Origin of the sequence: Sphaerospermopsis kisseleviana CS-549 (assembly GCF_028329225.1) — a bacterium.
Classification (GTDB): domain Bacteria; phylum Cyanobacteriota; class Cyanobacteriia; order Cyanobacteriales; family Nostocaceae; genus Sphaerospermopsis; species Sphaerospermopsis kisseleviana.
This window is the reverse complement of record NZ_JAQMTI010000151.1, coordinates 14,815-33,499: the sequence shown is the minus strand read 5'-3', so window position 1 is coordinate 33,499 and position 18,685 is coordinate 14,815. Positions and strand designations below refer to the sequence as shown.

16 protein-coding genes are annotated in these 18,685 nt (G+C 38.0%); 10 read left to right on the top strand and 6 right to left on the bottom strand.

The features are described 5' to 3' along the window. Positions 1-387: 387 nt before the first annotated feature. Together PN497_RS12790 and PN497_RS12785 are read right to left on the bottom strand one after the other, a co-directional pair. Positions 388-1,605, bottom strand: a complete 1,218-nt coding sequence (locus PN497_RS12790) for a HetZ-related protein (RefSeq protein ID WP_096570045.1) — start codon at positions 1,603-1,605, stop codon at positions 388-390. A 372-nt stretch (positions 1,606-1,977) separates the two neighbouring features. Then, on the bottom strand, positions 1,978-2,637 hold the full coding sequence (locus PN497_RS12785; RefSeq protein WP_096570043.1) for an L-threonylcarbamoyladenylate synthase: 660 nt from the start codon (positions 2,635-2,637) through the stop codon (positions 1,978-1,980). A gap of 121 nt (positions 2,638-2,758) precedes the next feature. Between PN497_RS12785 and larC the strand changes: the two genes are divergently transcribed. Continuing rightward, entirely contained in the window at positions 2,759-4,084 is a 1,326-nt protein-coding gene (gene larC / locus PN497_RS12780) for a nickel pincer cofactor biosynthesis protein LarC (RefSeq protein WP_096570041.1), read from the top strand. A 166-nt stretch (positions 4,085-4,250) separates the two neighbouring features. Here the strand turns inward: larC and PN497_RS12775 are convergent, their stop codons facing one another. Beyond that, on the bottom strand, positions 4,251-4,853 hold the full coding sequence (locus PN497_RS12775) for a ring-infected erythrocyte surface antigen domain-containing protein (RefSeq protein WP_096570039.1): 603 nt from the start codon (positions 4,851-4,853) through the stop codon (positions 4,251-4,253). A 401-nt stretch (positions 4,854-5,254) separates the two neighbouring features. Between PN497_RS12775 and PN497_RS12770 the strand changes: the two genes are divergently transcribed. The 6 genes from PN497_RS12770 (at position 5,255) to PN497_RS12745 (ending at position 10,612) form a co-directional block, all read left to right on the top strand. After that, complete coding sequence (locus PN497_RS12770; RefSeq protein ID WP_096570037.1) at positions 5,255-6,193, top strand: lysylphosphatidylglycerol synthase domain-containing protein; 939 nt, start codon at positions 5,255-5,257, stop codon at positions 6,191-6,193. Positions 6,194-6,273: 80 nt separating this feature from the next. Next, positions 6,274-6,858 (top strand): Uma2 family endonuclease, encoded by a 585-nt coding sequence (locus PN497_RS12765; protein WP_096572751.1) that lies wholly within the window; start codon positions 6,274-6,276, stop codon positions 6,856-6,858. 1,296 nt (positions 6,859-8,154) lie between these two features. Further along, positions 8,155-8,367 (top strand): NAD(P)H-quinone oxidoreductase subunit L, encoded by a 213-nt coding sequence (gene ndhL, locus PN497_RS12760; RefSeq protein WP_371851453.1) that lies wholly within the window; start codon positions 8,155-8,157, stop codon positions 8,365-8,367. 36 nt (positions 8,368-8,403) lie between these two features. Next, positions 8,404-8,703 carry a DUF3007 family protein gene (locus PN497_RS12755; protein ID WP_096570035.1) on the top strand — a complete coding sequence of 100 codons (300 nt, stop codon included), beginning with the start codon at positions 8,404-8,406 and terminating at the stop codon, positions 8,701-8,703. Positions 8,704-8,893: 190 nt separating this feature from the next. Then, positions 8,894-9,697, top strand: coding sequence for a tryptophan synthase subunit alpha (gene trpA, locus PN497_RS12750; protein WP_096570033.1), 804 nt, complete (start codon positions 8,894-8,896; stop codon positions 9,695-9,697). Between the two features lie 255 nt (positions 9,698-9,952). Then, the gene (locus PN497_RS12745; RefSeq protein ID WP_096570032.1) at positions 9,953-10,612 is read left to right on the top strand and encodes a heterocyst differentiation related protein; all 660 of its coding nucleotides are present in this window, start codon (positions 9,953-9,955) and stop codon (positions 10,610-10,612) included. Positions 10,613-10,678: 66 nt separating this feature from the next. On the opposite strand, the gene PN497_RS12740 is transcribed toward PN497_RS12745, so the two are convergent. Continuing rightward, the gene (locus tag PN497_RS12740) at positions 10,679-12,574 is read right to left on the bottom strand and encodes a serine/threonine protein kinase (protein WP_096570030.1); all 1,896 of its coding nucleotides are present in this window, start codon (positions 12,572-12,574) and stop codon (positions 10,679-10,681) included. 166 nt (positions 12,575-12,740) lie between these two features. Here PN497_RS12740 and PN497_RS12735 point away from each other — a divergent pair, with 166 nt between their 5' ends. Next, a complete protein-coding gene (locus PN497_RS12735; RefSeq protein ID WP_096570028.1) occupies positions 12,741-13,229 on the top strand; it encodes a hypothetical protein in 489 nt (162 codons plus the stop codon). 85 nt (positions 13,230-13,314) lie between these two features. On the opposite strand, the gene PN497_RS12730 is transcribed toward PN497_RS12735, so the two are convergent. Then, on the bottom strand, positions 13,315-14,187 hold the full coding sequence (locus PN497_RS12730; protein WP_096570026.1) for a DUF4435 domain-containing protein: 873 nt from the start codon (positions 14,185-14,187) through the stop codon (positions 13,315-13,317). Continuing rightward, positions 14,184-15,506: an AAA family ATPase gene (locus PN497_RS12725; RefSeq protein WP_096570024.1), complete on the bottom strand. Its 1,323-nt coding sequence runs from the start codon at positions 15,504-15,506 to the stop codon at positions 14,184-14,186. The genes PN497_RS12730 and PN497_RS12725 overlap by 4 nt, the downstream gene beginning before the upstream one ends. A 480-nt stretch (positions 15,507-15,986) precedes the next feature. Here PN497_RS12725 and mgtE point away from each other — a divergent pair, with 480 nt between their 5' ends. Continuing rightward, positions 15,987-17,336: a magnesium transporter gene (gene mgtE / locus PN497_RS12720; protein ID WP_096570022.1), complete on the top strand. Its 1,350-nt coding sequence runs from the start codon at positions 15,987-15,989 to the stop codon at positions 17,334-17,336. Between the two features lie 111 nt (positions 17,337-17,447). Beyond that, on the top strand, positions 17,448-18,443 hold the full coding sequence (locus tag PN497_RS12715; RefSeq protein WP_096570020.1) for an aspartate carbamoyltransferase catalytic subunit: 996 nt from the start codon (positions 17,448-17,450) through the stop codon (positions 18,441-18,443). The last annotated feature ends 242 nt before the right edge of the window (positions 18,444-18,685 follow it).

The following is an 18,685-nucleotide window of genomic DNA, read 5'->3' as shown; positions in this document are numbered from 1 at the left end:
TGAGTTGGGTTTTGAATCCTAGTAGCATACAGTGATTTTACTGTAATTCTGTCACAAAGCAAAAGATGACAGGAAATTTTCAGTAAATGTGAGTATTTGTTAGTATTGGTTAAGAAAACAGTAACTAGCTACTAACCCTTGCCTAAAGGACGGTTAAGTTTTGGAGCGTGGCGTAAAAACTTAACCTCAAGGGTTTTCAGCCTTTGTTCTTATAAAAGAAGTCGGGGATCTTAATTTTTTTTGATTTTTCTTAATTTTTAATGGTGATAACTACTTCTCTAATTCTCCCGTGATGGGGGAGAAATAGAGGAGAATGTTATTTTGTAGAAACAGGTGTATAAGGTGGCTAGGTATGCAGATAAATGTAACAATTTCACCAGAGAATGATCAGGCCTTAACTTCAACATTACCGTTGCGGATAGCCCAAGCTAATTCTAACATTTGAGTCCAGCGTTTTTGTAGCTGTTTGGGAGTGCATTGTACAGCCTTAGCGATCGCCTGATCACTTTCCTTTGCAGTTTTTAAGTTAAAAATTTGCTGTTGTTGTTCAGTCAATTGATTCCAGAACACTTCCCATTGTTGAGAAGACAAACCCAACTTATGTTCTAAACCAGCACCCAACCATTGATGTACTAATTGCCAATGATGCTGTTTAGCAAACTTCTCAACATGATATTTAAATCTTTGTTGCAAATAATCACGCTGACGACTGGTTAAACCTAAAATTTGGTCAATTTCTGGTGCAGACAAATCTTGAAGTTTCAAAGACAAATAATTCATACAGTCAGATTGACCTTGAGACTCCAGATATTTCATCAACTCAGTAATTACGCGATCGCGTTCTGACTCCTCAGAAGGATCAAAACTAGGTTTAGCAACCATCTGGGATCTAATCTGCTGCACTGCTAAATTACGTTGATAAGATTCCGCTTCTTCAGTTTTAGCAGAATCAACCGCCATTTCAATATCAACAGTCGTTTCCTGGGGTTGACGACGAGCAAAACCTTGAGCGCGTAACACGATCAACTGTTGATTCGCACCACCAGGTAAATTAATTCGACGTTTGGCATACTGCTCCGTAAACGCCATATACTCAGCTAATTGTAACTGAGTCCGGGGAGTATAATCTTCAGCTAATTCATTTTCCCGACGAAAAGCTTTAATCGCTTCGATATAAAAAGCTTGGAGAAAATCCTCAATCAGATTATAACGAGCTTCAAAACCCAATTCTGAGCCAGCAAGAGTAACGTGGCGATAAACAATAGCACCTAAACTACTATGTAACTCTACCCTCCCTTGTCGTGAACCCAACTGATAGTAACGCAGGCACTTTTGTACACGATGTCTTGCTAAAGTAATCTGCCAAGACCTAACTTGCCCAGAAGTTTGAATGCGGGAACTTTTATCACATATCCGTTCTACTTCTTTAGTGATGCGTTTGGCTACAGCTTGGACACATCCAGATGAAGCCTTGACTTGAGACTGCATTTCCTGACAAAGAAGCTGTACTAAAGTCTCAGAATTAGTACCTGATAAATCTTCATTTGAAACATCACTATCAAAAGCAGGTGTAGAATTTGGCAGATTGACGAGGTTAGCTTTCATGACTTTTCCTGGAGTTGGTATTGCACCTTAACTAAAACGCAGACACAGTTCTTAAGTCCAGTCATCATCAGAGAATCTTGGTGACATACATCTATCAAGACTCCCCGCAAATACTGTTGACATATAAGACTGTAGGAAATTTCAGAAGTTAAGGGGCCTGTCAAGTGTGTCGCTTTTTTGATCAGCAACCAGATTAAAGGTGAGATATCGGTATGGAGAAGACGCTAAAAATGATTCAAACCCTAGCAATGCTAAGATTTGCCACCATCTCATTTTCCCTGATCCCAGCGTTTTTTGGTATGACAATTTCAAAATTGGAGTATATTTATCACAAATTACGAAACAGAGGGTTGAATCTGTAAAGCTGAATTATTATACCCAAACTGCTGCGGCTTCCCAACCTAACCCCCTCCGTGTAATTATTGGTTCTTCATCCGTCAAGTCTAAAATGGTAGACACTTGATTCGTAGGTTCTTCACCTGTATCAATAATGATGTCCACCAAGTTATCTAAACGGTCAAATAGCTCTACCCTTGACAGAATAGATTCAGAATCTACTCCTAATATTTCATCATCTGTGTCATTGTGTGGTAAATGTGCCGAAGTGGAAATAATCGGATTTCCTAACGCTTCCAGCAATGCCAAACATACCCTATGATCTGGCACGCGGATTCCTGTTGTTTTTCGCTTAGGACTTTGCACCAGTCGCGGTACTAACTTGGTAGCAGGTAGCAAAAAAGTGTAAGGACCTGGTATTAAACGCTTCATAATCCGATAGGCTGTATCACTTACGAAGGCATAAGTAGACACATTAGAAAGTGAAGGACATAAAAAAGTCAGTGGTTTATCATTGGCTAACTGCTTAATTTGTCTCACTCTTTCCACCGCCGACTTAGCATTCAAATCACAACCAATGGCATAGACTGTATCAGTAGGGTAGAGCATGATAGCGCCACTAGAAAGCGCCAACTTTATATCCTCTATACGGCGGTTTTGAGGGTTATCAGGATGAATTTCAAAAATCTTGGCCATGACTGGGGATTAGGGACTGGTGACTGGTGACTGGTGACTGGTGATTGGGTAGAATTAACTAATGACTAATGACTAATGACTAATGACTAATGACTAATGATTAATGACTAATGACTAATTTATGCTTAAAATTGCTTATTTTCAATGTCCCACTGGAATATCTGGTGATATGTGTCTGGGTGCTTTGGTAAGTCTGGGTGTTCCCGTAGAGTATCTGATAGAAAAACTCAATGGTTTAGGAATTGAGCAGGAATACCAGTTACGGTCAGAACTTGTCCACAGACAAACACAACAAGCAACTAAGGTTCATGTAGACCTAGTACATCACCATCACCATCACCATCATCATGAACACTCTCATCATCATGGCCGTCACCTGCCAGAAATAGAAGAGATGATTGTCAAAGCCAATCTACCATCACGGGCAACAGCTTGGAGTTTAGCCGTTTTCCGCCAGTTAGCAGTGGCAGAAGGAGCAGTTCATGGCATTGAACCGGAAAAAGTTCATTTCCATGAAGTTGGTGCTGTAGACGCGATTGTGGACATTGTGGGGACTTGCGTGGGTTTAGATTGGCTAGGTATCAATACAAATAAAGAAGGATTACCTTTAATATACTGTTCACCGTTTCCCACTGGTGGGGGAACTGTTCGTGCGGCACATGGACAAATGCCAGTACCAGTACCCGCAGTTTTGAAGTTGTGGGAAATGCGGAGTTGTCCAGTTTATAGCAACGGCATTGATAAAGAACTGGTGACACCCACAGGGGCAGCGATCGCCACTACTTTAGCTAGAAGTTTTGGTTCACCACCACCAATGACCCTCAAACAAGTAGGATTGGGTGCAGGTTCTCTTGATTTACCCATCCCTAATATACTACGGCTGTGGATTGGTGAAATTTCAAATCTTCAAACCAGTGTTACAGATGTTGCTAATACTCATCACCATTCAGAACATCATGCAGAGCATCATGCAGAGCATCATTCAGAATCACATTTAGAACCTATTTCAGTTTTAGAAACCCAAATTGATGATTTAAATCCCCAAGCGATCGGTTATATTTTTGATGCTTTATTTGCGGCTGGTGCGGTGGATGTCTTTACTCAAAGTATAGGGATGAAAAAATCACGTCCAGGACTTTTATTAACCGTGATTTGTCATCCAGAAAATTTAGCCATTTGTGAAGAAATTTTATTTCGTGAAACTACAACTTTAGGGATTCGTCGCACAACTCAACAACGCCGTATTTTACAACGAGAAATACAACAAGTAGAAACCCCCTATGGTAAAGTCGCTGTCAAAGTTGCCTGGAAAGGAGAAGCAACAGCAAAAGTCATTACCAATGTGCAGCCAGAATATGAAGATTGTGCAGACTTAGCACGAAAACATAATATTCCTTGGCGGGAAATTCAACGTTTGGCTTTACATAATTGGTATAGTCACAATTAACAACATCACACAAAATCAAAAATGTCAGAAGTCAGGAGTCAAGAGTAAAACCCTATTGTAGTAAGACTTTGATGATCCATTGATGTCTTAACTACTCTGTGTAAGGCTATAGGTACAATATCTAATTATTCTTCTGTAACTCCTGACTCCTGTATTCTTCTTAATATCAATGCGCTTCTTGTAAAGTCCTGTTTATTGCTTCTCCTGTATCTTCTGCTCGACGTTGAATATTTCTACCGATGTCTTCAGTTCCACGTTGTACATTTTTAGTTAAGTCTTTGACTCCTTTTTCCACATTTTCTTGAAGATTTTCCATTCCTCTTTGAGTACCCTTGGTTACTCCTTCTCGCAATTCTTCCGCTGAACTTCCCACATCTTCACCTAAGTTTTTCACCCGTTCACCAAAAGGTGTTCCTTCTCGATAATTACGAATATATTGATCAGTGCTATCAATTCCCTTGCGTTCAATATTTCTCTGAGCATTTTCTATGAGTTGATCTGCTCTATATCTGGCTGCTTTTTCAGCTTCTCTTGCTCTGGGATCTACATCACTAAAGTTGTTCATTCCTCCTTGATATTTGGAAATAGGATAATCTTTTGTCGGATCATATCTTTTTGCATTTGGTGGTTGTGCCGCTGGTTGTGGTGGTTGTCCCGCTATATTAGGACGATTACAAGCTTGTGCTAAACATAGGAATGTTAACGCCAAAAATATGCTTAAAATTTTCAATGGTCGCAGATTTTGTAACCAATTAGTTAGCCTTTTCATCTTATCCTCCTTGTATTTTTTCGACTGCATAAAAGCATAAAATCTGAATCACAAAAGTCTATTTACTTACTGCGGGATTTTTCTGTAATTCAGGTCTATTGCTTGCTTTATCTGCTTTTTATTTTAAAAATCCTGAAGCTTTTTCTACTGACTATTACTGATTGCTGATTGCTGATTGCTGATTGCTGATTGCTGAATACTTACATAGTTTGAGTTTGATTTATTTAGGTTTGATTTATTTACATGGAAAACCTGATATTATTCTAAGGATTTTTAAATCAACTCTACCTCTAGCTTAGGTGACATTTTAGTGGTGATTAATTTTTGATTTTATCTAACTATAGGGAGATATTATTTAATATAATGATCTTGCTCCATTTAATGCTTAAATTCTACAAATAATGAAAAAAGTTGTGAAAAACGCTTTACGCTGGTTCATTTTCGGGGGAACGCTATTTTTTTTAGGGAAAGCTTTAAAGGATAATTGGCTAGAAGTGAGTTCTATCCGTATAGATGCGGCCGGATGGGCAATTTTAACAATTGCTACTGGTGTAACTTTACTGGCACATACTTGGGCTGGTTGGATCTGGACTTGGATATTAAAAGAGTTTAATCAATCTGTTTCAACTTTTGAATTTATTCAAGTTTATTTAAAAACGAATATTGCTAAGTATTTACCTGGCAATGTTTGGCATTATTACGGGCGGATCTTGGCGGCTAAAAATGCTAATATTTCTACTGTTACTGCAACTTTAAGCGTTTTATTAGAACCTTTACTCATGGCTACTGCGGCTTTAATGACTGTTGTTTTGTTTGGTAGTCAATTGGCAGTTAATAACACTAATATTTGGGTACAAATTTTGCAATTTCTCAGTTTAGTTGTACTGCTGGGTGCTGTTCATCCTTTGGTTTTAAATCCCATAATTCGCTTTTTATATCGGTTAAAAAATCAAAAAAATCAAAATTCTACATCAGAAAATCAGTCTATTAATGGTTTAGGTCTGGAATGCTATCCTCTGCTTCCTTTGTTGGGTGAATTGATTTTTTTAGGATTACGGGGAACTGGGTTTGTTTTAACTATGTATGCTTTATTTTCTGTAAAATTAAGCCAAATTCCTTTATTATTCGGGGCTTTTAGTTTTGCTTGGGTTTTGGGTTTGGTTGTTCCCGGTGCGCCTGGTGGTTTGGGGGTGTTTGAAGCTACAGCGATCGCTCTTTTACAACATCGTTTTCCCGCTGCTTTGGTAATCAGTGCGATCGCTCTCTATCGTCTCATTAGCATCTTAGCGGAAATTGCTGGTGCTGCTTTGGCTTCCCTGGATGAACGTTTTTCTAGTTAGGTGACTGGTGATTGGGAAACAAGGGAACAGAAAATTATAATAAAAGTATTACCAATTACCAATTACCAATTACCAAAAAAATGATCGCTGCTAAAGACAAAACCCCCCACCTCACCCCAGAAGAGTACCTGACCTGGGAACTCACCCAACTAGAAAAACACGAATATATCAACGGGCAGGTTTACGCCATGAGTGGTGGTAGTGTCAATCATGGTCGTATCGCCATCCGCTTCACCGCCATGTTTGACAGCCACCTAGAAAATACAGGCTGTATCACTGGAAATTCTGATATCAAAGTTAATATTTTCGGTACTAATAACTACACTTATCCAGATGCGAGCGTCACCTGCGACGATCGCGACAAAACTAATACTCAATACATCACCTACGCCTGCTTAATTGTTGAAGTTTTATCAAGCAGCACCGAAGCTTATGATCGTGGTGGTAAATTTAGAATGTATCAAAAAAATCCAGCCTTAATAGATTATCTCCTAGTCAGTTCTACTAGCATGGAAATTGACTTATATCATAAAAACGACGTAGGAGACTGGTTGATTATCAACTACAAACCAGGTGACACTATTGAACTCAAAAGTATTAACCTCAAATTCCCCATTGAACAAGTCTATCGCGGTTTAACCCTTGAAGCAGGGAATGGTAAGTAAAACAAAAGCATTTAATATCATGATTTGTCTTATTTGTCAATACCAGGAGCTAGAACCCTCAAATAACAGCATCGAATTTCTGGGAAAATTAGTTTTTCTGAACCTTGGTTAATTGGTTAAGTTTTGTATATTTGATTTTTTTATTTTTCGCAAAGTCTTATATAGCAATGATTTCTAGCTGCTGCTGCAAAATTAATCTTGAAAATACTTACTATTTAGGCAATTTACAAATTCTTCTAAATCATACCAGAAGGCTGAAAATATTGCAATACCGTGAATAAATAAAAATAATTCTCAATTAATTGTTAAGAAATAATAAAGCAGAAATTTTGAATCATATAAATTTTAAAATTGATAATGTTTTATAATCAGTTTTACCTATCTGTAATAATGAAAGGCAAGTAATTGATAGGAGGAATTAATAAAATTAAAAGAGCCAGTGTAACTGAAAATATCACACTGACTATAATTAGTTTTATTTATCAAAAGTGGGAGTGGGGGGACTTGAACCCCCACGACCGTTTAAGGTCAACGGATTTTCATTCTCTCGCAGCTTTCGCTACTTCCTTACAGGTTTTGAGAATTGGACTCTCCCTTTACCCTCGTCTTAACGTTAGGGTAGCTCCCGTCGAGTCTCTGCACCTTCCCGGAATTTTAACTTTGAAATTTGAGTTTTGGATTTAACCCCAAAATCAATTCTCAACTCTAAAGGTTCTGGGCTTGGCTCAGGATTGCCATATCTGTTCACTTAGATTACAGATTTAGGTTTCCCTGAATTTGAGAGCTTCCACTTGAAAGATTTCTCCATCAAGGCTCAGTTTTCTAAGTCCGTAGCGTCTACCATTCCGCCACACTCCCAAAGGGTTTTTTGTTTAGGGTTTTTTGTTTTTGTATCTCAAAACACCCTTGGTAATCCTACCATTAACTGCGTTTTTTGTGCAAGTAGTTTGAAAAAAATTTTTTAACTTTTTTTTAAGTTGGATTTTTCACAAGCTACGGTGTTTGATGCACTCGCATTTAACAGGCGATTTTTATTATAACACAATTTTACCTGGTTTTTATAATTTTGCCAAGTATTTGGCAATTTTTTTTTCATTGTTAGCTACAACCCTTGAAAATAGGCAGGTTCAGGGGAGATAGGGACATAGGGCAGGTAGGGGCAGAAAGGGAAGTTAATAACCCAGTCACCAGTCACCAATCACCAGTCCCCAATCACCAATACTTCCCTTAGTTGACAGGTTGGGCATATCATGGGTAGTAGATGCACCAAATGGTATTCTCAAATCTAAACAAAGAATTATGGTTGTAGCACTACTGTATTTAGCTTTAGCGGGAGCTTATCTTCTGGTAGTACCAATGATTGTGATGTTTTATCTCAAGCTGCGTTGGTATTCTGCCAGTTCTGTAGAACGTGGATTCATGTACTTTTTGGTGTTTTTCTTCTTTCCGGGTCTGTTGCTGCTCTCCCCAATTGCCAATGTTCGACCCCGGCGCAGACAAATTGTTTAATTTGTTCACTTAGTATATTGGTAGGTCATAACTCTCATGCGACGTATTGATGCAATCGGTATTACTTTGGGCGTTTTTTTGGCTGGTGGACTGGCTTATGTAGGATTACAGTTAGTCGGTTTCGATGTCCAAGACGCTGGAATTTGGAGTCAAGCTTTACTGGTTGTGGGTTTGATAGGTTGGTTAGCCACATATCTTTTCCGTGCAGGGAGTAAAAAAATGACCTACCATCAACAACGGGAAGAGTATGAAAAAGCGTTCTTAGAAAAGCGACTAGATGAACTCTCTCCCGAAGAATTGGCGAAATTACAAGCTGAAATTGAATCAGGTGATTAGTGACTGGGGACTGGTGATTGGTGACTGGGGACTGGTGACTGGGGATTGGGGACTGGGGACTGGGTAAGATGAATAACCCAATTACCAATTACCAATTACCAATTACCAATTACCAATTACCAATTACCAATTACCAATTACCAATTACCAATTACCTGATAACTGACCACTGACCACTGACCACTAACAAATGACTGCAATTTCTCGTTGTTTTGAAACTTTAAGACGGAATCACGAGTGCGCTCTGATTCCGTTTATTACTGCTGGTGATCCTGATTTAGAAACTACTGCTCAGGCTTTGCAGGTTCTAGATCGTTCTGGTGCGGATATTATTGAACTGGGTGTTCCCTATTCTGATCCACTGGCAGATGGTCCGGTGATTCAAGCTGCTGCTACCCGCGCTTTACAAAAGGGTACTACTTTGGATCAAGTGCTGGAAATGTTACAAGCTACTACTCCCAGTTTGCAAGCGCCAATTATTTTATTCACTTATTACAATCCAATTTTACACCGAGGAATTGATAAGTTTCTGGGGCAAATTAAGGCTGCTGGTGTGGCAGGTTTGGTAGTTCCTGATTTGCCTTTAGAAGAGGCAGCAGGGCTACTGAAACCAGCGAGTGAGATGGATCTTGATTTAACACTGTTGGTAGCTCCTACCAGTTCTGCTGAGAGAATTGAAGCGATCGCCAAAGCATCCCAAGGTTTTATCTATTTGGTAAGTGTTACCGGGGTAACGGGAATGCGATCACAAATGGAAAGTCGTGTTTCTGACTTACTCACACAAATTCGCAGTTTTACAGATAAACCTATTGGTGTTGGTTTTGGAATTTCCGATCCTGAACAAGCGCGGCAAGTGCGAGAATGGGGAGCGGATGCAGCCATTGTTGGTAGTGCGGTGGTGAAGCGTTTAGCAGAAGGAACACCAGAACAAGGACTCTCGGCGATCGCTCAATTTTGCCAAACTCTCAAGCAAACAATCACAACTCCCTCTTGATGATTTGGGAAAAGTAGATTAAAAAAGATAACAGCGTAGTTTTTTTATCATTCCCTGGTGGACAATTTGACTGATATAGTCTTGAATATTAACAATACATACCAGGCTGAAAAAAAACTACCTGATATATTTGCTTATAGGTTGAGTCCTATGTGAATTAAAACTAGGCAATAAATTTATGAGTGTGAGAGAGAGTATAATATTGTGTCAGTCACAATTAAATTATGGTTTGGTATTAGTTGAGGGGTAAATTTTATGAGTGAAAGTATGGCATTTATCGGCGGAGTGGCTGTAGCTGGTTTAGCGGCTCTCCTGTTGCTCAAAGGAACGAATACCCCTATACAACAACCTAACTTTGCTGTGGCTCCACAAATGCCATCTGCGGTTGTAGCGCCCCAATTGATGCAGCCTTCAATGCAATATCCCCCTAACTATGGGCAACCAGTATATCCTAACCCCCAACCCATTGCACCCAATTCCGACCAACGTCTGGAAATGGAAAAGCTGAATATGCAGATGGAGAAGTTGAAAACCGACAATGAACAACTAAGATTACAAAATCAGCAACTTCAAGGTCAGGTTCAAAATTTCACTCAACATCAGTGGCAGTTAGCTCAACAGCAAAATCAGCAAAAAGTCGCTGCTGCACTACCAGCTGAACAAAATCCCTGGTGGTCTTCACCTATAATTTGGGCTGTAGGTGGGGCAACTCTGACTATTGGTGGTGGTGTGGTTGTCGCTGGAGTTCTATCCCTGTTCTCTCCTAAGCAACGTCCTACCCGTACCGTCCAAGTAATTCACCCCTATCACGGACCCACACCTCCTTTAGCTACAATTAGACGGGCTGAATTTTTACCATCTTCCCGCCCAGAAACCAGAAGAGTGGAAACGGCAGAATACGACGAATTACGTTAATGGGTAATTGGTAATGGGAAATTGGTAATTGGTAATGGGAAAAAGAACATTTCCATTACCATCTGGTTAATTAGCACTATCTTCCTTTTCCTTAGTGGTGGATGTTTTGGAAGTATTTGCTTGATTTTGATTGGGTTTTTGGTCTTGGTTAGGAAGAACCTGTTTAGCAGCGTTTTCTGCGGCTTGTTTAAACAATGGTTCTAGTTTATTTTGCCAATATTTAATATTTGGTAATTTTTCGGGCTGGTCTCGATAAGCTAAAACTTTATCCCATTGACCATTATCAATAGCTTTATTAATCTCATTAGCTAGTGCTTCAGCCTTAGCCCAGTCTTGCTGCCATTGATTAATTATTTCCACAGTTTCTTTAATACCAGAAGCTGCATTTTGAGGAATGGTTTTGAGTTGAGCGATCGCCCCCGGTAAATCTCCTGATTCAAATTTCTGTCTAGCCGTTTCGACAATTTTTTTCTGCTCCTCACTAGTTGGAGATTTTTCAGATTTTACTGGGTTGGGAGTAGCAACAACAATTGGTTTTGGTTGTGGTTTGGGAACAGGTCGAGATGCAATTAAAGGCAGATCATCTACTGTTTGAATAGAAATTCCTTGATCCCGCAAACAAGCAATCCATTCATTATTATTAATAATAACATCAGAGTGCGCCCAAGCCAAACGACCAGATTTAAGTTTTAATTCTATCCAACCGCGTTTTGTTCTTTTACCAGTGACATCGAACTCACTAGCATCACCAAGAGTCTTTAAAATATTATCAGAATTAATCGCACTAGGTTCAGAACGGACATTAGAATTAGGCTTGACTATAGCCAGGCAATTTGTAGCTGAAGTGCTACTTTTCCCAGTCCAATTAGCAGCGATATTTTTCACATTTGGATATAAATTTGTTACCAAAGCTGCTGCACCACCAGCTAATAATAAACCAATAATCAGGGGTAATGGATCAGGTTTGTTATCCTGTTGTTGAATAACAGGTTGAGGAACAACAGGACTAGAATTACCAGGTGCAACTGCGACGGTTTGCTGTGAAAAGATTTGAGATAGTTTGCTGGTATAAGCGGGTTTGGGGGGATGGTAGCTAACTTGTTTGGGAGCTTCGGAATAAACAGAAGATGTAGAAGTCATATTCACAAACTCTCTACAAGCTTGTAGTGCTTCTGTTGCAGTTTGGTAGCGATCCTTGAAGTGATAACGCACCATTTTACTGAGAATTTCCGCCAATTGATAATTGACAGGTCTAAAATGCTGCCAAATAATTTCACCAGTATCAGGATCTTCTGGAAATTGGTTAGCGGGTACTCCAGTTAAAGCTTGAATACCAATAATTCCCAAAGAATAAATATCACTATTAGGACGGGGTTTACCTTGTCCTTGTTCTGTGGGCATATAGCCAGGAGTGCCTATAGCAACTGTAGCGGTGAGTTGTGCGCCAATAGAGACTAAAGGCGACCTTAATTGTTTAACTGCCCCAAAATCTACCAAAACTAATTTATAATCAGCAGCACGACGGATGATATTATCTGGTTTGATGTCACGATGAATTACACCTTGTTGATGGACAAATTCTAAAATTTCCAGCACTTCCAACAACAACTGCATCACCTGGTTTTGACTCCAAGGTTGGCCGGGTATCAGTTCTTCTGTGAGAGTATGTCCGTCAACATATTCTTGAACTAAGAAAAATTCTTGATTTTCGTCAAAATAAGCGAGTAGTCTGGGTATTTGGTCATGATTACCCAATTTTTCTAAAGTTTCTGCTTCGCTGTTAAATAGACGTTTAGCAGTTTCAAAGATTTTTTGGTCTGTGCTGGCAGGTTTAAGGTGTTTGACAACGCAGATGGGATTACCAGGACGCCTAGTATCTTCAGCAATATAGGTTTGACCAAATCCTCCTGTTGCCAAAATGCGTATGACTTGGTATCTATGGTCTAGTAGTTTGCCAATCATCATTCCCTCCCCAGTTTTAACACCTAATTTTGCAAACGGTAATAAATATCTCCAAATTTTCTGTCCTGAGATCCGCTATCTTGAGAAAAGATTTAGACTAAAATTGCAGTTTTTTAATAAAAACAACAAATTGTTACTGTTTGTTTAGTATTTTTCTTAACTAACAATGCCACCTAAGATAACAAACTCTACCACATGGCAGCAAGCTGAAATCCTCATGCAACCGGCTTTTATTCGCGTTGTTGATAATATTCGTAAGCATCTGGATACATCCTCTTGGAAAGGAACTTACCATGATGTACTGATTTGGCCACCTGGTACAACTGATGAAACCAAGGCTATGGTGACACAGTTGTTGCAAGATATGGAAACTGCCACACCGGAAGAGGTGGAAGATATTAAGGCCAATCTTGCTTTGTTGCCTATGCCCCATCCAGGATACCATTTGCGCTTGCAACGTCAAGAACAGCAAGTGAATGTGGATTTGTGGGATCTGTGTTATCAAGTGTGTTTTGTCAATTACAGTCCAGAAAATACAGATGTTGATATTGATACTAATTTATTAGATGAGTTTGGGGAAGTGGATTGGCAACATTTGGAAAATAAGACTAAGCAGTTAGTTCAACAGGTATTTGACAGTTTACCAGAGGGTTAATTTCTGGGGGTGTAGGGTGTGGGGTGTTGTGTGGGATTATACACAAGGTATAAGGCAGGGGGCAGGAGGCAGAAGGCAGAAGGTGTTAATTTTTTGAAGATGTGGATAATAAAACTTGATAAGGTTGGTTATTTTGTTCCCAGACTTGAATCAATTTGTACAACTGTGTATTACGGAAATAGGATTCTTCGTATGCCAGTCTTAAAATTTTCTCTAATACTTCTGGTTTAACATCATTACTGTTCCATGTTCCCCAGATTTTACACAACCCTATTGACAAAATACAAATTAAATCATGACCACAACAAACTTGATGCGGATCATGATCATTATCTTGTAGATTTTCTAACTTTTCTTGAATATCTTTTTCTATCAGGGCTGGTTTTTGGGAATGGTCTTTAACTGCTTTAATCAATTTGGTAATATCTACTTTTAAGGTTTTCTGATCTAAAAATTTACTATAGGTGAGATTTTCAAATTTAAGTGATAGATTAAATTTTAAAGATACCCATCTTAAATAACCTATCAATTTACCATTTTCCAAGAGATTTATAATAATTGGTTGATAAAGTTTAGAAAAATTATTAATTTTTTCTTCACTGCCAAATTCACGCATTAATTTATCAAGTGCAGGAGATGTAATTAACATAATTTCTAAATCATGATAATCAGTAAATAATAGATTTGGACTAGCTGGTAAAGTTCCTTCAAGTCTGGAAAAATCTGCATCAACAATAGCTAATACACCTGCAAAATTATCTCTTTCAAGAATAGATAATGCAGCTATAGCTTGATCTTTATTGTGAGCAATTGAAAACTCACATTTTTTATTATCTAAACAGCGTTCATATACCCGCGCATCGGTAGAACCTTCAACAATTATAAAAGTCCCTGAGTAAGCACTGCGTCTCATCCGAATTTGAGTAGCAATGCGCTCAGGTGTGATAGCATCTCTCATTCCTGGGGTCCTTTTAATTCAACAGTTAAGTCCCATCGATCATGGATTATATCAGGTGAGTGAGTAGCTATCAAAACATCTACATTGGCAATTTGTGTAATTTCTTGTAAATCTTTAAGAAAATTCACTTGCCATTCTACGTGCAGTGAAAGTTCTGGTTCATCAATTAAAATTAATGAATTTGGTTTAACTTTAAATAATAATTCATAGAGTATTACTAATTCATGTTGTTCTCCAGAAGATAATTGTGTGGGGGACAAAGAATTTCCATTACAAGTAAATGTAAAACCTTTCTCTTTACTAATATTGATTTCTTTATAAGAAAATCGCTGGTTAATAATTCTCTTGATTAGTTCTATCTTTTGTGCTAGTTCTTCAAAAATCTTGAGTTTCTTCTCTACATCTTCAACATAGACAGATAAAACTTTTTTTGTGCTTTCATCTATTGTTTCCTGTACTTGAAAATTCTGATTTTCATCGTTATCTAAAAGTCCAGTATTGATTAAATGAGAACGTTTTTCTTCAAGTTCATTCAGTTTATTACGTATTTGTGTATCCGTGATATAAATTGAGTTTTTTTGCTGAACAACTCTAACTGGAAAAGTTCTATCCAGTGATTGAGATAAAGTCCCATATTCTGCTAGTTTAGCTTGAATATTTGCTGCTAATTCATTTGCATAACTGGCGACAGAAGGTATCATTAAAGTTCGTGAACGTTCCATACGAAATTTAGTATTCTCTGCCAAGTTAAATAATCTCTGTGATTGGATAAAATTTATATCAATAGATTTTTTGAGTTGTTCCATCCATTTGGGTATGTTTTTTAATCTAATTTTTTCCGGCAAGAAATCACTAAACCTTTCTAAAACTTCTTGCAAATGCAATATTTCATTAGTGGGTACATATAACCAACGGTTAGGATAAATTCTTTCCAGCCCAGGAACTACATCATCTAGTATGCTGGAAATAGGAACTTCTGATATTTCTTTTGCCTCCAGTCTATTGGGAATGAATTTAACTTCCTTGCTACTACTATCTTGTTTAAAATAAAATGTGAGTTGATTTTCTTCATTAGCAAGTTTGCATTTATTTACTCTCAGATAACTTCCATTATCAATATCCACTTGAAAATCCTTGAAGGGAATACTACGAAACTCTGAAAATTGTAAATTAAAAATCCCATTTATCATTTTCAATATCGCAGTTTTACCAATACCATTTAAACCGTAAATGATAGTTATTCTGTCTTCTGTATTCAAGGGAATAACATGATTGAAAATACCAAAAAGTTCTGTTACTGAAATTTGCTTAATTCTCATTTTTTCCTCATTAAAAAGTAATTGAACTGGTTGTTATCGCTGATGATGTTACAGTAAATTAAGATTATAGGTTTTCTTGCTTTTATCTTTATATTACCCGATTCTTAGCACAAAACCCCTGAACATAGTGAAAACCAGATTTGTAACCAGAGATATCTCCATTGTGTAAAGATTTCCAGTAAAGTGCCTGATAGACTTGACACAGATTAATATAGTAGTAAAATCACTACATCTGTAAAAAATCAAGGCATCTAAAATATACCCCGGTGTATAATGCTACATTAAGAAAGCATTATTGCCAGGTTGTTATCAAATCGGCCAATTCCGGGTTAGGATGATAACTTAATGATGACTTGATTAAATATCAATATTGAGTTCTTGAAATTTTATGGACAAAAGTCCACCAGATGGCAGTAGTATCCTCCCCTAAGCTGGCGAGAAAGTCTCCCAGCGAGGGGGAGACATTAGGAGGAATTTATTATGCTGACACAAGATGTTCGCAATTCATTGGATGTTGCTGACTTAAATCAATTAAAATGTGATTTAAATAATCTACAACCTGTGGATGTGGGGGAATATATTTCAGAATTACCTGAAAAACAAAGGGCGATCGCTTTTCGTTTACTGAACAAAAATCAAGCTATTGATGTATTTGAATATTTACCCACAGAAGTACAAGAAGAACTGATCAACTCTTTACATGATGCCCAAGTAGTACATCTTGTAGAAGAAATGAGTCCTGATGAAAGGGCATATTTATTTGATGAATTACCCGCAGGAGTTGTTAAACGTTTATTACAACAACTTAGCCCAGAACAAAGACAAGCAACAGCAACAATTCTCGGTTATCCTGAAGGTACTGCGGGCAGGGTAATGACAACAGAATATGTACGGTTGCGAGAAGGTTTAACTGTAGGTGAAGCGTTAAGCAAAATTCGTTTACAAGACGAAGATAAAGAAACAATTTATTATGCTTACGTCACCGACGATAACCGTAAATTAGTTAGTGTTGTTTCTTTGCGTCAGTTATTATTTACATTTCCCGAAGTCTTAATTAAAGATATTGCTAGTTCTCATGTTGTGAAAGTGAAAACTGAAACCATACAGGAAGAAGTTGCCAGAATTATGCAACGTTATGATTTAATTGCTATGCCTGTAGTAGATCGGGAAGATAGGTTAGTGGGAATTATTACCATTGATGATGTCATTGATATTTTAGAAGAAGAAGCTACAGAAGATATCCAAAAATTAGCTGCTGTGAGTGGCGATGAAGAAGCTTTGTCTCCTCCTCATGTAACTATTAAAAAACGGTTGCCTTGGTTATTAGGTATCATGGCATTGTATATTGGTGCGGCTAGTGCGATCGCTCCCTTTCAACAAGTTATTGCGGCTGTACCGGTTCTAGCTGTAATTATGCCCATATTTTCTAACACCGGGGGAACTGTCGGTATTCAAGCCTTAACCGTGACTATTCGCGGTTTAGGTGTAGGAGAAGTAACAGCAGAAGATACTGGTAAAATTCTCCGCAAAGAACTTTTAGCGGGGTTAGGTACAGCTATTGCATTAGGTGTAACAATGATCGCCCTATCTCTTATTTGGGCAAAACCGAATGAAAGATGGGTAGCTTTAGTTGCCGGCACAGTCATGGCAACGAATACAATGGTGGCGGTGAGCTTGGGAACTTTGCTACCAATGGGATTACAAAGGCTAAAATTAGATCCAGCTTTAATGAGTGGTCCATTAGTAACCACCATGCTGGATACTATCGGTTTTGTCACCTTCCTGAGCATAGTTTCTATTGCTTTGAAAGTCTTTCATTTACCAACTTAAAGGTTTGGTGATTGGTAATTGGTAATGGGTAATTGGTAATTGTTCATGACTACTGCTAATTACCTCAAAAATCCAAAATCTAAAATCCAAAATCTAAAATCCAAAATCTAAATGCCTACAACTACTTGGAATCGTCATCACATTCTTTCTTTATCTGACTTCACAACGGATGAATATAATGCGGTTTTACAAACTGCGGCTTCATTTAGAGAGGTTCTATCACGCAGAACTAAAAAAGTACCCACTTTGCAAGGACAGGTAGTGGCAAATTTATTTTTTGAACCTTCTACCCGCACCCGGAGTAGTTTTGAAATAGCTGCTAAAAGGTTAAGTGCAGATACTCTGAATTTTGCTGCGGCTACATCTTCCATGACTAAAGGAGAAACAATATTAGATACCGCTAAAACCTATTTAGCAATGGGTACAGATATTATGGTAATTCGCCATAAAGAAGCAGGAGTACCCCAGGCGATCGCCCAAGAAATGGATCGTTTAGGTGAAAAAGTCAGTGTCTTAAATGCAGGTGATGGACAACATGAACACCCATCTCAAGCATTATTAGATTTATCTACAATTTGTAGTTTAATTAATCCCGAAAAACCGAGAATCGAATTATTAGCAGGTAAAAAAATTGCCATTGTTGGAGATATTTTACATTCTCGCGTTGCCCGTTCTAATATTTGGAGTTTAACCGCCAGTGGTGCAGAAGTGCATTTAGCAGCACCTCCCACATTATTACCTAAATTCTTTGCTGAATATTTACAAGGTACAGCAAATGCAGAACGTTTATTTATCCATTGGCAACTAGAACCAGCTTTAGAAAATGCTGATTTTGTGATGACATTGCGTTTGCAAAAAGAACGAATGACAGCCCATTTATTACCCAGTTTAAGGGAATATCATCAATTATTTGGAATTACTAGAAATCGGTTGAAAGCCTGTAAATCAAATGTGAAAGTTTTGCATCCTGGTCCAGTTAATAGAGGTGTAGAAATTAGTTCAGATTTAATGGATGATCCTGAATTTAGTTTAATTCAAGATCAGGTGACTAGCGGTGTAGCTGTGAGAATGGCATTGTTATATTTTATTGGTGGTGGTAGGGGTTAGCAAAAGAGAGTTAAGGCGGTTAGTTAGGTGTTTTTATGGTATCTAACTTTCACCTTAATTTTTACCCACATTCCGCACTTCATCAAGTTGTCTAGTGCTTCAGATATAAATAATATGTGTATTTACATAATTTATGCGGTTTTGCACACCATACTCATGTGCCGTTTGCGTCAGTCCTGCATTAATAACTATGGACTTTTTTTTGATTTAAAGTTAAAATACACTATTTCTATCAAATTAGT